The 19,324-nt window shown below is 36.0% G+C and carries 14 protein-coding genes; 11 read left to right on the forward strand and 3 right to left on the reverse strand.

What is annotated here, in order from left to right; translation table 11 throughout:
* The first annotated feature begins 63 nt into the window (after nucleotides 1-63).
* The 11 genes from FHP05_RS06715 to FHP05_RS06765 all read left to right on the forward strand — a co-directional run bounded on the left by FHP05_RS06715 (nucleotide 64) and on the right by FHP05_RS06765 (nucleotide 15,875).
* Nucleotides 64-1,563, forward strand: coding sequence for an aldehyde dehydrogenase family protein (locus FHP05_RS06715; RefSeq protein ID WP_147666473.1), 1,500 nt, complete (start codon nucleotides 64-66; stop codon nucleotides 1,561-1,563).
* A gap of 159 nt (nucleotides 1,564-1,722) precedes the next feature.
* The gene (locus FHP05_RS06720) at nucleotides 1,723-2,904 is read left to right on the forward strand and encodes a saccharopine dehydrogenase family protein (RefSeq protein WP_269144273.1); all 1,182 of its coding nucleotides are present in this window, start codon (nucleotides 1,723-1,725) and stop codon (nucleotides 2,902-2,904) included.
* A 79-nt stretch (nucleotides 2,905-2,983) separates the two neighbouring features.
* The gene (locus tag FHP05_RS06725; protein WP_147666475.1) at nucleotides 2,984-3,745 is read left to right on the forward strand and encodes an IclR family transcriptional regulator; all 762 of its coding nucleotides are present in this window, start codon (nucleotides 2,984-2,986) and stop codon (nucleotides 3,743-3,745) included.
* Nucleotides 3,746-3,848: 103 nt separating this feature from the next.
* The gene (locus FHP05_RS06730; protein ID WP_147666476.1) at nucleotides 3,849-4,166 is read left to right on the forward strand and encodes a DUF3870 domain-containing protein; all 318 of its coding nucleotides are present in this window, start codon (nucleotides 3,849-3,851) and stop codon (nucleotides 4,164-4,166) included.
* A 336-nt stretch (nucleotides 4,167-4,502) separates the two neighbouring features.
* Nucleotides 4,503-6,530 carry a hydantoinase/oxoprolinase family protein gene (locus FHP05_RS06735; protein WP_147666477.1) on the forward strand — a complete coding sequence of 676 codons (2,028 nt, stop codon included), beginning with the start codon at nucleotides 4,503-4,505 and terminating at the stop codon, nucleotides 6,528-6,530.
* 349 nt (nucleotides 6,531-6,879) lie between these two features.
* On the forward strand, nucleotides 6,880-8,844 hold the full coding sequence (locus FHP05_RS06740; protein WP_147666478.1) for a hydantoinase B/oxoprolinase family protein: 1,965 nt from the start codon (nucleotides 6,880-6,882) through the stop codon (nucleotides 8,842-8,844).
* A 307-nt stretch (nucleotides 8,845-9,151) separates the two neighbouring features.
* A complete protein-coding gene (locus FHP05_RS06745; RefSeq protein WP_147666479.1) occupies nucleotides 9,152-10,600 on the forward strand; it encodes an APC family permease in 1,449 nt (482 codons plus the stop codon).
* A 304-nt stretch (nucleotides 10,601-10,904) separates the two neighbouring features.
* Complete coding sequence (gene glaH, locus FHP05_RS06750; RefSeq protein WP_147666480.1) at nucleotides 10,905-11,837, forward strand: glutarate dioxygenase GlaH; 933 nt, start codon at nucleotides 10,905-10,907, stop codon at nucleotides 11,835-11,837.
* Between the two features lie 89 nt (nucleotides 11,838-11,926).
* The gene (lhgO, locus tag FHP05_RS06755) at nucleotides 11,927-13,165 is read left to right on the forward strand and encodes an L-2-hydroxyglutarate oxidase (protein ID WP_147666481.1); all 1,239 of its coding nucleotides are present in this window, start codon (nucleotides 11,927-11,929) and stop codon (nucleotides 13,163-13,165) included.
* On the forward strand, nucleotides 13,166-14,467 hold the full coding sequence (gene gabT, locus FHP05_RS06760; protein ID WP_147666482.1) for a 4-aminobutyrate--2-oxoglutarate transaminase: 1,302 nt from the start codon (nucleotides 13,166-13,168) through the stop codon (nucleotides 14,465-14,467).
* A gap of 16 nt (nucleotides 14,468-14,483) precedes the next feature.
* Nucleotides 14,484-15,875 carry an NAD-dependent succinate-semialdehyde dehydrogenase gene (locus FHP05_RS06765; RefSeq protein ID WP_147666483.1) on the forward strand — a complete coding sequence of 464 codons (1,392 nt, stop codon included), beginning with the start codon at nucleotides 14,484-14,486 and terminating at the stop codon, nucleotides 15,873-15,875.
* Between the two features lie 160 nt (nucleotides 15,876-16,035).
* On the opposite strand, the gene FHP05_RS06770 is transcribed toward FHP05_RS06765, so the two are convergent.
* From FHP05_RS06770 to FHP05_RS06780, 3 genes are all read right to left on the reverse strand, one after another.
* Complete coding sequence (locus FHP05_RS06770) at nucleotides 16,036-16,260, reverse strand: hexameric tyrosine-coordinated heme protein (protein WP_147666484.1); 225 nt, start codon at nucleotides 16,258-16,260, stop codon at nucleotides 16,036-16,038.
* Between the two features lie 304 nt (nucleotides 16,261-16,564).
* Entirely contained in the window at nucleotides 16,565-17,770 is a 1,206-nt protein-coding gene (locus FHP05_RS06775; RefSeq protein ID WP_147666485.1) for an acyl-CoA dehydrogenase family protein, read from the reverse strand.
* A gap of 219 nt (nucleotides 17,771-17,989) precedes the next feature.
* The gene (locus FHP05_RS06780) at nucleotides 17,990-19,138 is read right to left on the reverse strand and encodes a CaiB/BaiF CoA transferase family protein (RefSeq protein ID WP_147666486.1); all 1,149 of its coding nucleotides are present in this window, start codon (nucleotides 19,136-19,138) and stop codon (nucleotides 17,990-17,992) included.
* Nucleotides 19,139-19,324 lie beyond the last annotated feature (186 nt).

The following is a 19,324-nucleotide window of genomic DNA, read 5'->3' on the forward strand; positions in this document are numbered from 1 at the left end:
AGGAAGAACTGTCATGAAAATACAGTTTATTCATAGATATTTAAAAATATAGGAGGGGTTTTAATGACACAAGCATTACTGGATGTAAAAACATTAGCAAACTATATAAACGGAGAATGGGTGGATGTAGAAGGTAAGACAGTCCCTGTAAAAAATCCAGCAACAGGTGAAACTATTCTTGAAGTTCCTTTATCAGATAGAAAAGCAGTTGATCAAGCAGTAACTGCGGCAAAACAAGCTCAAAAAGAATGGGCACTTGTACCAGCTCCTAAACGAGCAGAAATTTTATACGAAGTAGGATATTTAATGAAAAAGCGTAAAGAAAGATTAGCACGTCTACTAACATTAGAAAATGGAAAAGTTCTAGAAGAAGCTCGTGGTGAAGTACAAGAAGGAATTGATATGGCCTTTTACATGGCTGGTGAGGGAAGAAGATTATTCGGTCAGACAACACCAGCAGAATTACAAAATAAATTTGCGATGAGTGTTCGAGCACCAATCGGAGTAGTTGGACTTATTACACCATGGAATTTCCCAATTGCAATTGCTACATGGAAGTCATTTCCAGCCATTGTGGCAGGAAATGCAGTTGTATGGAAACCAGCAACTGAAACACCAATTATGGCTTATGAGTTAGCGAAGATTTTCGAAGAAGCAGGCTTGCCAAAAGGTGTTGTCAATGTTGTCTTTGGTTCTGGTGGAACAGTTGGTGATGCAATGGTCCACCATAAAGACATTCGTGTAATTTCATTTACTGGTTCCAATGAAACAGGAAGAAATATTGCAGCAGAATGTGGTCGTGAGTTAAAGAAAGTATCCCTCGAAATGGGTGGGAAGAATGCTGTTATTGTCATGGATGATGCCGATTTAGATTTAGCTGCAGAGGGAATTATTTGGAGTGCATTTGGAACAAGTGGTCAGCGCTGTACAGCATGTAGTCGTGTAATTGTACATGAAGCTGTTAAAGAAAAATTAGAAGAACGCTTACTTGTTGCAATGGAAAAATTAATGATTGGTGATGGGACGAATGAAGACAATCAAGTTGGTCCAATCATTAATAAAGCGGGAATGGAAAAAATTAAGAAATATATTGATATTGGAAAAGAAGAAGGAGCAAAACTCCTTGCCGGTGGCTATGAACTAACAGATGGGGAGTATAAAAACGGTCATTATTTTGCACCAACATTATTTACAGATGCGACCATAGATATGCGAATTGCCCAAGAGGAGATTTTTGGCCCTGTTGTATCACTTATTCCAGTGAAAAGTTTTGAGGAAGCCATTGAAACAAATAATAGTGTCATCTATGGTTTATCTAGCTCCATTTTCACGAATGATGTGAATCGCGTTTTTCAAGCTCAACGTGATTTAGATACGGGAATTGTCTATGTAAATGCAGGAACAACAGGGGCAGAGATTCATCTACCATTCGGTGGAACAAAAGGAACAGGGAACGGGCACCGTGATTCTGGTGTGCAAGCATTAGATGTATTTACAGAGTGGAAGGCAGTTTATGTTGATTACAGTGGAAAATTACAGCGCGCCCAAATTGACACAGAATAAGTTCCAACAAATAAACGAAAAATCAACTAAGAGTGAATTTATTTTACTTAAATATTAGAGGAATGAAAGTAATTCCCCATCAAAATACTTTGGTGGGGAATTATAAACTATCATTTTTAAAGTAGTTTAAAATATTGGAGAAAAAGAGAAAATGAAGGAGTGGATACGATGAAAATAGGTGTATTAGGTTCAGGGTTAATGGGAAAGGAAGCGGCAAGAGACTTGGTAAAGAGTGATGGTGTAAAAGAAGTTGGTCTAGCCGATATTGATTTAGCACGTGCCGAAGCAGTGTGTAGCCAATTGGATTCTGATAAATTGACAGCCTACCAAGTGGATGCAAGTGATGAAATAGATTTAGCAAATTATATGCGCCAATTTGATTGTATTATTAATGCATTGTTTTATTCGTTTAATGAAGTGGTAGCGAAGACAGCGATTAAGGTAGGTGTTAGCTCGGTTGATTTGGGGGGGCATATAGGACATATTACAGATAAAGTATTGGAATTTAAAAAAGTAGCACAAGATGCAAATGTCACCATTATTCCAGATTTAGGTGTTGCTCCAGGTATGATCAATATATTATCAGGATATGGAGTAAGTAGATTAGACAAGACAGAATCCATTAAATTATATGTCGGTGGAATTCCTGTAAAACCAGAACCACCGTTAGAATATAATCACGTATTTTCAATGGAAGGCTTACTTGACCACTATACTGACCCATCGCTAATAATCCGAAATGGAATGAAATTAGAAGTACCGTCTTTATCAGAAATTGAAACGATTCACTTTGAAAAATTTGGCCCACTAGAAGCATTCCATACGTCTGGCGGAACTTCAACATTATCTTTATCTTATCCCCACTTAAAAACGTTGGAATACAAAACCATTCGTTATAGAGGGCATGCGGAAAAATTTCAGTTATTGGTCGATTTAAATCTAACTCGAAAAGATTATGAAATTGACCTTCGTGGTGATCAAGTTAATCCTCGTGAAGTGTTATTAAAGGTATTAGATCCTATTGTAGAATTAGGAGAAAAGGATGATGCTGTTTTACTTCGTGTTGTTGTCTCTGGACAAAAAGAAGGGAAACCTACGACATATGAATATGAAATGACAACATTTAAAAATAGAGAAAATCAAGTAACAGCAATGGCTCGTGCTACAGCTAACACTATTTCTGTTGTGGCACAAATGATTGCGAATGGGGATATCGAGAAAAAAGGAGTCTATCCACCAGAACAAATCGTCCCAGGAGATGTATATATGAAAAAAATGGCAGAACGTGGTGTTCATATTAAAGAGAGAATAGTAGGCAAACAATTATCTAATATCCATTAAGTGTAAGTACCCTCTGCTAAAGAAGTAGAGGGAAATTTTTCATCTATACGCGCATAATTATATGGAAAGAGGTATAAACATGAATCAAAGTGTACGGAAAGCACTAACTATTTTAGATTTATTTATCGATAACGAGGAATTGTCATTGCATGAGATTACCAAGAAAGCAAAATTATCAAAACCCACTACATATCGATTGTTATCCACATTAGAAACTGCTGGTTTACTATATAAGAAAAAAGATGGTCCACATGATAGCAGATACGGATTAGGATTAAAACTTTTAGAGTTAGGGGAACTTGTAGCAGACCGGTTGGAATTAAGAAAAATCGCTTTACCATATATGGAAAATCTAGCAAAAGAAGTAAACGAAGTTGTCCATTTGGTTATTATCAATCAACAGGAAGCTACTTATATTGAAAAAGTAAATAGTAGAAGAGCACTTAGTCTTCATACAAATATTGGTAGAAGTACTCCTTTGTATGTTGGCTCAGGTCCAAAAATGTTATTAGCTTTTTTGTCAAACGAAGAACAAGACATTATTATTGGAAACAAGCCATTAAAGACATTGAGATATGAACCAATAGAAAAGAGAAAATTAAAGGAAGAACTAAGAAATATTAAAGAAAATCATTACGCAATCAGTGTCGGCGAACAGGATGCAGATACAACAGGTGTATCATTTCCAATTTTTAACCATGAACATAAATTGGTGGCAGCACTTGCAGTTAGTGGTTTATCGACTCGCTTTATTGGAGAAAAGTTGGAAGTAATCAAACAGAAGGGGAAACAGAGCGCACTCGAAATTTCCAATCAATTAGGTTATAAATCTAATGTATAAATAATATTTTGATTGGATGTACTTAAAAAAATATAGAAAAATGGGGAATTTTATGTTATCTTAAAATTATAATTGTTTACGCTAACACAAAGGGGAATTAACTATGAGAACTATTTTAATAGCAGGACATGCTCGTTTACCAGCAGGTATGGCAGCACAAAGTGTATATGAAACAATTACTATTACAGCTGAAGTTGACAAAAAATATGGAGTCATTGTCAATGCTAGTTGTACACTAGCAACAGAACACGGTAGACGTTTTGTCCATGATATTTTAAAAGGGTATAGTTTACTAGATGGTGTTGATGAAGCTGTAACAGCATTAAAAGCACATTACTTAGGAAAAGCAGGAAGCGCATTGGCAACGGCTCTACGCGACTTGCAAAAGAGATTTTTAATCTTTAAAGATAAAAAATCATAAATGAAACAGGGAGGATTTATAATGACTAATGTTATTATAATCCTTTTTAATTTTCTAAAAAGAGAACTTGTAATTTTCTAAATAATATGTTAAATTATTCAACAAGCGTGAAAGCGTTTTATTTAACTAGAAATATTAAGCAATAAAATAGTGAACTGTCTAGTTTATCAACTATTCCTAATCGAATAGTTTCATAAACAAGGTCCAGTTTTAATGGCAATGAATGTTGTCTATTAAAACTGGATTTTTCTGTTTAAAGAGGGAGGGTGAGATAAAAATTATTACAGTAGTAAAGAAATGAAATGGTAGATGATTAAAATTTTGGAGGGATGATATATGTCAAAATACCGTGTTGCTGTAGATGTTGGTGGAACATTTACAGATGTATTTATTTTTGATGAACAAAATAAGAACGTACAAGTTGCTAAAACACCTTCTACTCCTTCAGAACCACAAAGAGGTGTCTTGAATGGAATAGAAAAGGCGGAAATAAAGGGTAATGATATTTTAATGTTTTCCCATGGAACTACAGTTGGAACAAATGCATTAATTGAAAGGAAATTACCTAGAACTACATTGATAACAACAAAAGGATTTAGAGATATTCCAGAGATTAGAAGAGGGACTAAATTAGATTTATGGGATGCTTATGAAGATGTAGCTGAATCATATATAAAGCGCCGTGATCGTTTTGAAATAGATGAACGGATCAACTACGCTGGTGAGATTTTAAAAGAAGTAGATGAAAAAGAAGTGCTTGAATTAGCACGGATATTAAAGAAACGCGATGTAAAATCAATTGCAATTGGTTTTATGAATGCGTATGTCAATGGAGAGAATGAAAGAAAAGTTAAGGAAATTTTAAAAAGCAAATTGCCAGGAGTTTATATCAGTTTATCGAGTGAGATTTTACCGGAAATATTTGAACATGAGCGATTAAGCACAACTGTAATCAATGCAGTTTTAGGACCGACAGTAGGGGATTATATAACGGAATTGGAAGCGGAAGTCGAAAGAACAGGCTATGATGGAGAAATTTTAGTACTTCATTCTGGTGGTGGTGTAATGACCGCTAAAACTGTTCCACAATATGCTTCACGTATCGCAAGTTCTGGAATTGCGGCTGGAGCTATTGCTAGTAAATATATTGCAGAATTATGCGGGTTTAAAAATGCCATTGGATTGGATATGGGAGGAACAAGTACAGATATTTCCCTAATGTATGATGGTGACTTAAAGGTGACAAAAGATTGGTACATTGAATATGGTTATCCAATTGGGTTTCCAAGCATCGAAGTATTGACAATTGGCGCTGGTGGAGGAAGTATTTCTTGGGTTGATGAGGGTGGGTCTTTGAGAAATGGCCCACAAAGTGCGGGAGCAGAGCCAGGTCCAGCATGTTATGGTGCAGGTGGTACAGAACCTACGAATACAGATGCGAATATCATTTTAGGAAGATTGGATACGAAGTTATTAGATGGTCAACTTATATTAGACAAAGAGAAATCAATGGAATCTGTACAGGAAATTTGCCAGACATTTAAGTTTACAGAATATGAAGCAGCCCAAGCAATATTACAAGTAGCAAATGCAAATATGGCAGATGCACTTCGTCTAATATCTGTTAGTAAAGGATATGATCCTAGGGACTTTGCTTTAGTTGCTTTTGGTGGTGCTGGTGCATTACATAGTGCCTATTTAGCAAAAGAGCTCGACATTCCTCATGTTATTATACCATCACAACCAGGTGTTGGTGGTGCACTAGGTTGTTTACTAGTTGATTTTAGGCATGATTTATCGCAAACATATGTTAAGCGAGTCAATGAAACAACAGAAGAAGAATTAGAAAAGAAATTTTTAGAAATGGAAGCGGAAGCAACTGACTTGTTAAAAAAAGAAGGAATTAAAGATGAAGACATGCAACTCATCCGGCATATTGAAATGCGCTATGAAGGGCAATGGAGATCTTTAGATGTTGTTGTTGGGAAACCACTATTTTCTTTAGAACAAGCTATGGCTAAATTTCACGATGAACATGAAAGAGCGTATGCTTTTTCCAATCCAAATATTAATGTTGAAATATATGGATTAGGAATAGAAGCAATTGGAACAGTTCCAAAACCAGAGTTTATAAAAACACATGTAGACGGTGAATTATCAGATGCAAGAAAAGGATTTAGAAATGTGTTCTTCAAGGAGACAAGAGGTTTTACAGAAACTCCTATATATGATAGGAAAAGACTCCCTACTGAAATAGAGTTTGTAGGACCTGCGATTGTAGAACAACTTGATTCAACGATTGTTATACCACCAGAATTCACTGCAAAAGTTGATGAATATAGAAATATTATTATAACTGTTTAAAAAAGACCTGCGGTAATATGTCAAGAGAAAAATAATTAAAGATTAAGTTATCAATGTACAAATATCTTAAAAAAATACAACACTTTATTTAGGGTCTTTACTTATTCATGAATTTATCTAAACCAAGTTACTTGGAACGGAAGGCGGCGACTCCTGCGGGAAAAGCATGAGACTTGAGACCCCGCAACGAGCGTTTTTTGCGAGTGAGGAGGCTCAAGCCATGCCCGCGGAAAGCGTCCGCCTGCAGTGGAAAGTAACGGTAGCACTAGCAGATACAATTTTATAAATTAGTTAGAATAAAATAGGCGGAAAAATAACGCCTAAACATAATATACGAGGAGTGTATGTGATGAGCGTTCAATTTAAGAGTAAATTAGATCCGGTAACTTTTGAAGTATTGAAAAATGGGTTTGTAAATTTAGTCGATCAAATGGCAGAACAAATTTTAAGAACCTGTTATTCCTTTGTTATATATAATCGTGATTTTAGTTGTGCATTATGTGATGCAAACGGAGATACTGTCATGCAAGGTACTCAAGATATTGCTGTTCATGTCGGTACATTACACTTAACCGCAAAAGCAGTAATTGAAGATTTTAAAGATGATATTCATCCTGGTGATGTTTTCTTAGTAAATGACCCATATCGTGGGGGGACACACTTTAATGATGTAAGGGTGATTCGTCCCGTTTTTTATGAAGGAAAATTAATTGCCTTTATGCAAGCAAATGGACACTGGTCTGATATGGGTGGATCTGTTCCAGGGTCATTTGATGTTGGGGCAAAAGATATTTATGGGGAAGGAGTCCGTATTCCACCTGTACGAATATGGGAAAAGGGTAAATATTTAGAGGATGTCGCAAATTTACTCGTATCGAATATGCGTGCACCAGAAGAACGTCTAGGAGATTTACGTGCACAATATGAAGCAACTGGTGTAGCGGAGGATGAATTAATAAGATTAGTGAAGAGATATGGTGTAGAAACAGTTGAAATGGCTTTCGCTGAATCACAGGATTATGTTGAACGTTTAACAAGAGCTAGGCTAAATGAATTACCAAATGGTACCTGGGAAACAACGGATTATATCGATATGGACCCTAACTTAGGAGATGGATTAATTCCAATAAAAGTAAAAATGACGATAGATGATGATCATATTCACTATGACCTAGAAGGAACGAACGATACGATAGGTTGCTTTTTAAACTCCACAATAGGTGCCGCGTTATCAGGGCTTTATGCTGGGACAAAAACATTTTTTCCAGATACACCATTGAATTCAGGATTTTATCGTGCAATTACAGCAAATATTCCAGAAGCATCTGTAGTTAATGCGAAGTATCCCGCTCCTGTTGCCGGTTTTTGTTCAGGTTCTTACGAGAAAATTATGAATTCATGTTTTGAATTATGGTCTCATGTGATGCCAGAAAGAGCCTTGGCTTGTTCTTTTAACCTAGAATATTTATTAATTGGTGGTTGGGATAAGCGAAAAAAAGATGAAGATCAGTATTTTATGTGGTATGACTGGATGGCAGGTGGTCATGGAGGTAGAAGTGACAGGGATGGTGCAAATACAATGTCACCTGTTTTCGGAATGGGACTTAGTGTTCAACCATGTGAAGGGCAGGAACGATTAACCCCAGTTGTTACATTAAATCATGAGATAATTACAGATTCAGGTGGTCCTGGAGAATTTCGCGGAGGATGTGGAATTCAAAAAGGAGGACTTTTAACCCAAGTAGAAGATACTGTTATATCTGTATGTTGTGATCGTTCTCGCTCTGTAACTTGGGGAATTAAAGGTGGATTGCCATCCATACCTCATGGAAATTGGCTGAATCCTGATACAGATAAGGAAGAATTCTTGGGAGCGTTTTTCTCTAATGTAAAAATAAAATCAGGGGATAAATTCACAAGACCATCAGCTGGAGGTGGAGGTTTAGGTGACCCATTAAAAAGAGATACAAGTGCAGTATTAGAGGACGTTATAGATGGGTATGTTTCAGTAGAACGTGCTGAAAAAGACTATGGAGTTGTTATTCGTGTCATTGATTCAGAATTAGATAAATTTGAAGTTGATAAAGAAGCAACAGAAAAAGTAAGAGAATATATTAGACAACACCGTAAAGCTTGGTTGGATGAACCCATTGAAAGTGTTTATGAAAAATATCAAAATGGAATAATTGATAAATTAGATTTAATTCGTCGTTATGGGGTAATTTTAGACTATGAAACAGATACTATTTTAGAAAAATCAACAAAACAGTATCGGACATCTATGAAAAAAAGAACCATTTCCTATTGGGATTAATTGATTGAAACATTAGATATTTCCCTAAAAATAATTAATTGGCTATGGTAATATTTAGAAGATTATGATATAGTAGGAAAATGTAAACGCTTTACAATGTTATTACAGTGGAAATATAAAAATGCTGTCTAGTTTATCAAATATTCTTAACCGAATAGTTTCATAAACAAGGTCCAGTTTTAATAGCAACGCTCATGTTGTCTATTAAAACTGGGTTTTTTTATTAAATGCTGGAGGCGTTGATAAAAATCTATTGTTATTTAAATCAAAAAAGATATAAAACGATGTAAATGAAAAGGAGAGTTATATGAAGGACGAGAAATTAGTAAAAATATTGGGAAATAAAGACGTTTTATCCCTGGCTTTCGGTGCAATGATTGGTTGGGGATGGGTTGTAACAGCAGGATTGTGGGTAACAGAAGCTGGTTCATTAGGGTCTATACTGGCTTTTATCATTGGAGGAGTTTTAGTTGTTTTGATTGGTCTTACATATGCAGAACTTGCTTCATCTATGCCTTTGGCTGGTGGAGAATTGATTTATAGTTTTAAGGCAATGGGACGGGTTGCTTCCTTTATTACGACATGGGCAATCATTTTAGGTTATGTTTCAGTGGTAGCCTTTGAGGCAGTGGCATTACCAACTGTATTTGAATATTTAATTCCTAATTATAGCAAGGGTTACATGTACACAATTGCTGATTGGGATGTTACAGCGACTTGGGTAGGTATTGGAATGTTAGGTTCAATCATTATTACTTGGGTTAACTACCGAGGAATTAAATTTTCCACCTCTATCATGTTTATTTTAACATTACTTATTGCTATCGCGGGAGTATTATTAATTACTGGAAGTAGTATTTCTGGAACAACTGAAAATATGCAACCATTTTTCACCAATGGTACTGCTGGTTTATTATCTGTTGTAATCATGACTCCCTTTATGTTCGTAGGATTTGATGTTATTCCTCAGGCTGCTGAGGAAATAAATTTACCGAAAAAACGAATCGGACAATTATTAATTTTTTCTGTTATTCTAGCGGTTATTTGGTATATTATGATTATTTTCGGTGTTTCTAGAATACTAACACCTGCAGAATTAGAAACATCAAACCTTGTTACTGCAGATGCGATGGCAAAAGCATTTGGTGATAGCAAGATGATGGGGAATATCTTAGTCTTAGGTGGAATTGGTGGAATATTGACGAGTTGGATTGGATTCTATGTAGGAGGAAGCAGGGCTATTTATGCACTTGCTCGTGCAGGAATGTTACCAAAAGCATTAGGAGATCTTCATCCGAAATATAAAACGCCACATAAGGCTATATTGTTAATTGGTGCTTTTTCAACTGTAGCACCACTATTTGGACGACCAGCATTAGTTTGGTTAGTTGATGCAGGTGGGCTAGGACTGGTGGTAGCTTGGCTGATGGTTGCAATATCATTTTTAATCTTGCGTAAAAGAGAGCCAAAAATGCATCGACCGTTTTATTTAAAGGGTGGTCCTGTTATTGGATGGATTGCGATTATTATGTCCATAGGAGTTGCTATTTTATATATGCCAGGTATGCCATCAGCGTTGATATGGCCATATGAATGGATTATTATCATTTCTTGGTCAATTCTTGGAGTTATTTTGTATCGATTAACAATGACGAAAGAAAAAAGACAACAAACAGATGACCACTTAAATAAAGAACTTTCTAGGGTTTTGGAGTATAAAGATGAGGAAGATACTAATATAGGAAAAGTCAGATAGTATCAAATATTCCGATAAGGGTCTTGACATATTTATTGAATCATGATAAATTTCTCATAAGTAAAAATATTATATTCACCTTTGAAGCACTCCACTTTAAATCCGTGAATAATTATTTTTGATAAATGAATGTTCTTAAATAAAATAGTAAACTGCTATATATACTGTGACTCTATTCTTTACAATAGAGCAGATAAGGTATTTATAGGCCAGTTACATCAACAATCGAATCTAGATTGTTAATATGTAACTGGTCTTTTTATTTAAACGTTCTGAATCATAATTTTAAAGGAGGAGTACTTTTATGAGTACGCTAGTGAAGGAATCTTTTCTTCAAGTTAATACGAACTATGCAGTAAAGGAGCATCCACAGACAGAAAGACTTTATCATATTGAAATTAGAGGGGAAGCTATACGAAACTTTTTGGAAGAAGTGAAAGATAAGGATATTTCTGTTCAGCGCTTAGAGTACACACCATATGAAAGATTAATAGTAGCAAGTATGCTAGACGATCATATTGGTGATAATTTTGGGCAAGTGATTCGTGGGATTATTCATGACCGAGAGACAGGAGGATTTACTCTAGGGCTTGAAGGTGTGTCGAAGGATACCGATGATTATGTTATTTTTGCAACAGCAATATCTTACCATATTGGTTCATCAAATTTTGATGCTATGTCTGGTAAATACTATGCTCGTTTTACAGTAAAGGACACAGATAACAGTGACTCATATTTGCGCCAAGCCTATCGTTTATTCACATTACACACAGATGGTACCTTTGTGGATGAACCAACAGATTGGTTGTTAATGATGAAAATGGTGGAAGAAAATGCAGTAGGTGGCGAATCCAGATTGCTCCATTTAGACGATTGGAAAGAACTAGATAAATTTTATCACCATCCTTTAGCAAAACATACATTTACCTATACGGCACCACCAAGTAAGAATGTTACACAAACAGTTGATCGTACAACATTTTTTAAACAAAATGATAAACCATGTATTTGTTATATTGATCAATTTGCTTACCCTGAAACGATAGAAGAAGCAAAATATTTAAGTGATTTATCTGAATCAATGGAAACAGATGAGGCTGTGATTGAATTGGAACTACCTGTTGGAGACTTAGTTGTCATTAATAACTTATTTTGGCTACACGGTCGGGCAGCGTTTGAAAAGCACCCAGATTTAAACCGTGAATTAATGCGTCAAAGAGGTCGTTTTGTTAATTAATGATAGATAAGGCCTCTGGGGTTTTCATGAGCACCTTATATAAAAAAATGAGGTGCTCTTTTACATACTGAGTTAAAGGAGGCATACGAATGAAATATGATGCAGTAATTATTGGCGGTGGGATTGTCGGGTTATCGACAGGAATGGCTATTTATGAACGTTACCCAGATGCCAAAATTGCAGTAATAGAAAAAGAAAAAGATGTAGCACTGCATCAAACAGGAAATAATAGTGGTGTTATTCATTCGGGTATCTATTATACTCCGGGAAGTTTTAAAGCGCGATTTGCTAAGCAAGGCAGTAAAGACATGCAAAAGTTTTGTAAAAAGCATCATATAAACTATGATATGTGCGGGAAGGTAATCGTTGCTACAACGGAAGAAGAACTTCCATTATTGGATAACTTATACCAACGCGGCTTAGAGAATAACTTAACAATTGAAAAAATAGATGCTACTAGATTAAAAGAAATTGAGCCACATGTTAGAGGTCTGGCTGCAATTCATGTACCCCAAGCAGGAATTGTAGATTATCGGGAAGTAAGTAGGAAGTTTGCAGAAATTATTACTAATAAAGGTGGAGATCTATTTTTAAATACCGAATTTATTAGTATGCATGAAGCACGTGAACAAGTAACTGTAAAAACAAATAAGGGAAGCCTGAAAGCTAAATTAGTTATTAATTGTGCAGGATTACATAGTGATCGGGTGGCTGAAGCTGCAGGTTATTTAACAGATATGAAAATAGTTCCTTTTAGAGGGGAATATTTTTCTCTAAAACCTGAAAAGCAAGATTTAGTAAAAACTTTAATTTATCCAGTACCAAATCCTAAATTTCCATTTCTGGGTGTACATTTTACGAAAATGATTGATGGAACCGTAGAGGCTGGACCGAATGCAGTATTAGGGTTTAAACGGGAAGCCTATAAGAAAACAGATATTAGTTTAAAAGATACAGTAGAAAGCCTGAAATTTCCAGGTTTATGGAAATTAGGAAGTAAGTTTTTAAAAGAAGGTATTGCAGAGTATACACGTTCATTAAGTAAAACACAGTTTACTAAGAGCTTGCAGGCTTTAGTACCTGAAATTGAAAAAGATGACCTAATTTCTGCACCAGCTGGAGTACGAGCACAAGCACTAACGAGGGATGGCGTGATGGTTGATGATTTTCAAATTATTGATGGAAAACGATCTATTCATGTTTGCAATGCACCATCACCAGCGGCAACTGCCTCCATTGGAATAGGAAAAGAAGTTGCAAGACGAGTAGAATTATATTTTAATATAAAGAATATAGATAATGAGGAAAAAAGGATAGGGGTGTTATAAATGAATGCGATTACAGATGGAGTCCAAGCAAAAAGAGATGAATTTGTTACACGAGCAATAAGTAATGGAAACCGAAACATTGCCAAAGAGGCAAAAGGAGCTACAATAATCGATGTCGAGGGGAGAGAGTGGATTGATTTTGCTGCAGGTATTGGTATTTTAAATGTAGGGCATAGTCACCCAAAAGTAGTAACAGCTATTAAAAATCAAGTAGATAAATTTATTCATCCAGGTTTTAATGTAATGATGTATGAAAATTATATCGAATTAGCTGAAAAGTTATGCTCCTTAATTCCTGTAGAGTATAAAGCAAGTGCCGGGTTTTTTAACACTGGAGCAGAGGCGGTTGAAAATGCTGTGAAAATGGCAAGAAAATATACGAAACGCAATGCAGTCGTATCGTTTACAAGAGCTTTTCATGGACGTACCAATTTAACAATGGGAATGACGAGCAAGGTCAAGCCGTATAAAAATGGCTTTGGTCCATTTGCTGGAGAATTATATCAAGCTCCATTTCCATATATGTATCGGAAGCCTGGAAGCATGTCTGATGAAGAATATATTGATTATTCCATTAAAGCGTTTAAGGACGTTTTTATTACAACAGTTGACCCAGAAGAAGTTGCTTGTGTTGTGATGGAGCCTGTTCAAGGTGAGGGGGGATTTGTCATTCCTCCAAAGCGATTCGTACAAGAAGTTCATGCATTCTGTAAAGAACATGGTATCGTCTTTGTTGCAGATGAAATTCAGACAGGATTTGGCCGAACAGGTACATTATTTGCAATTGAACAATTTGATGTTGAGCCCGATTTAATGCTTTTATCAAAATCAATTGCAGCTGGCTTGCCGTTAAGTGCGGTAGTTGGAAGAAATGAAATTGTTAATGCAGCAGAACCAGGTCAGTTAGGCGGAACGTTCTCAGGTAGTCCTGTATCTTGTGAAGCAGCACTTAGCGTACTGGAGGTCATTGAAGAAGAAAATTTAGTTGTTAAAGCAGAGTTAGTCGGTGAAAAGATTGAAGAAAAATTAAAAGAATTGGAAGAAAAGTACTCCTTCGTAGGGGATATCCGCAGGCTAGGTGCAATGGTTGCAGTGGAGCTTGTTGAATCAAAAGAGAGTAAAAACCCCCATCCGGAAGCGACAAGTGCAATCGCACAATATGCAAATAACTCTGGCTTATTATTATTAACTGCCGGAACATATGGAAATGTGATTCGTTTTCTAACACCTCTTGTCATTACAGATGAGGAATTAGAAAAAGGATTTGCAATCTTAGAAAAAGCTTTTGAATCTGTGAAATAAGAAGGGAGTTTTTTTAATGAGTGAAAAAGTAATCGTAACAAACCCGGCAACTGGAGATGAAATACAAGAAATCACATTAGATTCAAATGATCAAATTAATGAAAAAATCAACGCAGCTGAGCAGGCATTTTTATCTTTTAAATCTACCACTGCTTATCATCGAGCTGATTTATTAGAAAAATGGCATGCGAAAATCTTAGAAAATAAAGAACGTGCTGCGGAAATTATTACATCAGAAAACGGAAAACCACTAGCAGAAGCTAAAGGGGAAATTGATTCGGCTCTAAGTTATATAAAGTGGTATGCAGAAGAAGCAAAGCGAATTTACGGAAGAACGGTTCCAGCACATGTAGAAGATAAGCGAATCATTGTAACAGAAGCTCCAATTGGCGTAGTTGCAGCTATTACACCGTGGAATTTTCCAGGATCAATGATGGTAAGAAAAGCAGCACCCGCTTTAGCAGCAGGATGTACATTTATAGTGAAACCAGCACTTGAAACACCTTTAACCACGATGTATTTAATTGATTTAGCTTATGAAGCGGGTTTTTCTAAGGATGTTATTCAATATGTAAATACTCGGGGAAGGAATGCAGGAGAATTATTTAGTTCTCATAAGGCAATTAAAAAGATTACCTTTACTGGATCTACAGAAGTAGGGAAACAACTTATCCGTCAAGGAGCAGACACGGTGAAGAGTTTAACAATGGAGTTAGGTGGTCATGCTCCTGTAATTGTGTGTCAGGATGCCGATCTTGATGATGCCGTGCAACAAACATTAATGACTAAATTTAGAAATGCTGGTCAAACTTGTATTTGTGCAAATAGAGTAATTGTTCATGAATCCATCATGGATGAATTTTCTCGAAAACTAGCTCAAAAGGCAAATGAACTAGTAGTTGGAAATGGTTTGAAAGATGACACGATGGTAGGCCCTATAATCAATCAATCTAGTTATGAAAAAATTCATGGACAGATTAAAGATGCGGTAGAAAAGGGAGCAACCATGTTAACCAAACCACTACAGGATGAGAAACCAGAAGGATCTTACTTTATTGCACCGACAGTTTTAAAAGATGTTACAGATGATATGAATATTATGCATGAAGAAACATTCGGCCCTGTTGCGCCCTTAACAAGCTTCCAATCTATTGATGAAGCCATTGCCATTGCTAATAATACAGAGTATGGATTAGCCGCTTATTTCTTTACAAACGATTATCGGACAGGAATCTATATACATGATCATTTAGAATACGGTATTATTGGCTGGAATGATGGAGCGCCAACCGCGGCTCAAGCACCTTTTGGTGGTATGAAAGAAAGTGGACTAGGAAGAGAAGGTGGAATTGAAGGAATTAAACCTTATTTAGAAACGAAATATTTATCAATTGGTAGAACCCAATAAATAGATCATAATACTATCCCCCATATATATAAATCGGCAGTGAAACTCTAGGAGATCCACTGCTACTTTTTTTGCCTTCAAACAATGAGATAGGAATTGATTATAAGTAAATGGTATTTTTTCTTAAGGCTGTTCATTGCTATATATTTATAAGATGCACTTATTTCCAATAATTATTTGCTGCTGCAACTGTTTGGAAGTGGACAGCAATTACTTGTGATGCAAATGTTAGGCTATCTGCATTTTCTTCATATTCTGGACGTAACTTCTTTCTAACTTCGGCTGAAGGTTGGGTATAACCTACCCCTTTTCTAGCTAGAGTAATCGCCAATTCAAATCCTTCTTGAGGTGTTTCTGTTTTTAAACTTATAAGCCAGTCACTCATAAAACTCATCCTCCTTTAAGTGAATTGTATATTCCCTTTCAATATAAATGAATAAAGTGGAAAAGACAAATAATTGTGTAAATTGTTCAAGGAGGTATAATTATGAAGGATTTTCCTTCTTAAGGTAAAATATACAACTAAAAAAGGAACCTTGTGATAGGCTCCTTTATTCTTGGATTTATGAATCAACATCAATTAAAACAAATTTCAATTCTAGAAAGGTGAATCCATTTTCACCATTCTCTATCGATGAAAATACTTTTTATTCAATCATCAAACAGGGGGAGTTCATTTGTGTTCAGCCTTACACAGTTCCCATTTTTTCCCCTTCCCAAGCAGGTAGCATTTTGTTTAATGCTTTGTCTTCTCGATAACCTAACACATATTCTGCCTGTAAAACGGTGTGGATTTCACGCGTACCTTCGTAAATAACAGGTGCTTTGGAGTTACGTAGGTAACGTTCAACTGGATATTCATTTGAAAATCCATAGGCACCATGGATTTGAACAGCATCGTCTGCAGCCTTATTTGCAAAGTCACATGCTTGCCATTTAGCAAGTGATGTTTCTCTTGTATTTCGTTTTCCTTGATTCTTTAATTCACCAGCACGATACACTAATAGGCGACTCATTTGTAACCCCGCTTCCATATTAGCAAGCATTTGTTGAACGAGTTGATGTTTTCCAATTGATTTTCCAAATGTATCGCGTTCATGGCAATATTTAACACTTGCTTCGATACAGGCAATAATTTGGCCAACTGCTCCGGCAGCAACAGTAAAGCGTCCGTTATCTAAGGCAGACATTGCAATTTTAAAACCTTCACCTTCTTTCCCGAGTAAATTTTCTTTTGGTACTTTTACATTATCAAAGAATAACTCACCCGTATTTCCAGCACGAATGCCAAGTTTTCCTTTGATGGCTTTTGAGGAAAAGCCTTCCCAATCCCTTTCTACAATAAAAGCGGAAATTCCATGATGTTTCTTTGATTTATCTGTATAGGCAAATACGATGAAATAGTCTGCGACGTCACATAGAGAAATCCATGTTTTTTGGCCGTTTAAAATATAATAATCTCCATCTTTAACAGCAGTTGATTGCAGGGAAGACACATCTGAACCAGCAGCAGGCTCGGTTAAACCAAAAGCACCGATTTTTTTACCTTTAGCTTGTGGAACGAGATATTTTTGCTTTTGCTCCTCATTTCCCCACTGTAATAATGTCATACTACTTAACCCAGTATGAACTGATACAGCGGTACGAAAGGCAGTATCTCCACGCTCTAATTCCTCACAAACAATAGCTAGGGCATTATAGTCCATACCACTTCCACCATACTTCTCCGGAATACATACTCCCATTAGTCCTAAATCAGCTAGCTGATCCATAGTGGATGTTGGGAATTCTCCCTTTTGATCCCATTCAGAGATGTACGGCATAATCTCTTTGTCTACAAAGTTTCTAACTGTTTGACGTAACATCTTTTGTTCTTCCGTAAATTCAAAATTCATGATACATTCTCCTCTTTTTATATTTTTAGTGGCAGTATGGAAATATCTGTATTTTAAGTGCCACGACATTGGATTTCCGATAGGTTTAAAAGTGAGTTAGTCATTTTTTAAAACACTTTAAAAATTTCATGAGAAAATTTATCGAAATAGGTTGGTACATGATGGATAACAATTTGTCTTAAAGTTAAATTCGTCAAACTTCTTTATCACTTGAATAATTCATAATTTTTTTTGGCTTATGGATAGAATGTCTTCATTATGTTCGCCAATTTCTGGTGGGTGATGTCTAACGGAAACTGGTGTCCGCGATAGTTTCAAAGGACTGCCAATCATTTTAATCAATCCCGCAACTGGATGTTTTTGTTCGATAAACATATTTCTCGCTTGTAATTGTGGATCATGTGTAATTTCTTCTAAGTTTTGAATCGGTCCACAAGGAATTTTCTTTTCTTCACATTTCTGTTGCCAGTGAGCTGTTGATTTTGTTGATAAAATTTTTTGTAATAAGGGGGTTAATATGTCACGATGTTTTACTCTATCAGGATTTGTGTGAAAACGCTCATCTGTGGCATATTCTGGTTTTCCTAACACACTGCACAGTGCTTTAAATTGATGATCATTTCCGACAGCAATTACCATTTCGCCATCATTTGTTTGGAAAGTTTGGTATGGCACAATATTGGCATGTTGATTACCAAGAGGCTTTGGATTATGGCCAGACATTAAATAGTTACTTCCAATATTGACAAGCGAACTAACTGCGGCATCATATAAAGAAATATCAATCTTCTGCCCTTTACCAGATTGTGTTCTTTCGAGTAAGGCACTCTGAATGCCAATACAAGCATAAAGACCAGTAAGAATATCTGTAATTGCTACACCCAGCTTTTGGGGACCAGATGTAGAATCACCGGTAATACTCATTAATCCACTCATCGCTTGAATGATAAAGTCATAGCCTGGTTTGTGTTGGTATGGACCAGATTCGCCAAAACCAGTAATTGAACAAAAAACAATTTGCGGATTAATTTTCTGAAGTACATCGTAATCAAGGCCAAACCGTTTCATTGTTCCGGTTTTGAAATTGTGTATTACTACATCACTTGTCTTTACTAATTCTTTAATGGTGTTGACACCTTTTTCTGATTTTAAATCCACTGTAATACTGCGCTTGTTTCGATTAGCAGATAAGTAATATGCGCTTACACCATTTTTAAAAGGAGGTCCCCATTTCCTTGTGTCATCACTTCCACCAGGAGCTTCCACTTTAATAATGTCTGCACCCAAATCACCGAGAATCATCGTGCAATAAGGACCTGCTAATACACGTGAAAGGTCAAGAACCTTTATATGCTGTAATGCACCCATGCAATCCCTCCTTTATTAATGAATATGGAGTTTTAGTGAAAATAGTAATGTATCTTTAGAAAAATGGGATTTCCCAGCAAAATAAAAAGCCAGCTCAAATTGAATTGCGAAAAGACATGCAAAACAACTTAAACTGGCTATATAATATCTGTGTTATTCGCCTGGCATGGACGTAGAACAGATTTG

Source organism: Cerasibacillus terrae, assembly GCF_008039555.1.
Taxonomy (GTDB): Bacteria; Bacillota; Bacilli; order Bacillales; family Amphibacillaceae; genus Cerasibacillus; species Cerasibacillus terrae.

Bases quoted from the DNA above. Each gene is read 5' to 3' on its own strand.
- FHP05_RS06715 (WP_147666473.1), top strand. From the start codon at position 64: ATGACACAAGCATTACTGGATGTAAAAACATTAGCAAACTATATAAAC.
- FHP05_RS06725 (WP_147666475.1), top strand. From the start codon at position 2,984: ATGAATCAAAGTGTACGGAAAGCACTAACTATTTTAGATTTATTTATC.
- FHP05_RS06730 (WP_147666476.1), top strand. From the start codon at position 3,849: ATGAGAACTATTTTAATAGCAGGACATGCTCGTTTACCAGCAGGTATG.
- FHP05_RS06735 (WP_147666477.1), top strand. From the start codon at position 4,503: ATGTCAAAATACCGTGTTGCTGTAGATGTTGGTGGAACATTTACAGAT.
- FHP05_RS06740 (WP_147666478.1), top strand. From the start codon at position 6,880: ATGAGCGTTCAATTTAAGAGTAAATTAGATCCGGTAACTTTTGAAGTA.
- FHP05_RS06745 (WP_147666479.1), top strand. From the start codon at position 9,152: ATGAAGGACGAGAAATTAGTAAAAATATTGGGAAATAAAGACGTTTTA.
- glaH (WP_147666480.1), top strand. From the start codon at position 10,905: ATGAGTACGCTAGTGAAGGAATCTTTTCTTCAAGTTAATACGAACTAT.
- lhgO (WP_147666481.1), top strand. From the start codon at position 11,927: ATGAAATATGATGCAGTAATTATTGGCGGTGGGATTGTCGGGTTATCG.
- gabT (WP_147666482.1), top strand. From the start codon at position 13,166: ATGAATGCGATTACAGATGGAGTCCAAGCAAAAAGAGATGAATTTGTT.
- FHP05_RS06765 (WP_147666483.1), top strand. From the start codon at position 14,484: ATGAGTGAAAAAGTAATCGTAACAAACCCGGCAACTGGAGATGAAATA.
- FHP05_RS06770 (WP_147666484.1), bottom strand. From the start codon at position 16,260: ATGAGTGACTGGCTTATAAGTTTAAAAACAGAAACACCTCAAGAAGGA.
- FHP05_RS06775 (WP_147666485.1), bottom strand. From the start codon at position 17,770: ATGAATTTTGAATTTACGGAAGAACAAAAGATGTTACGTCAAACAGTT.
- FHP05_RS06780 (WP_147666486.1), bottom strand. From the start codon at position 19,138: ATGGGTGCATTACAGCATATAAAGGTTCTTGACCTTTCACGTGTATTA.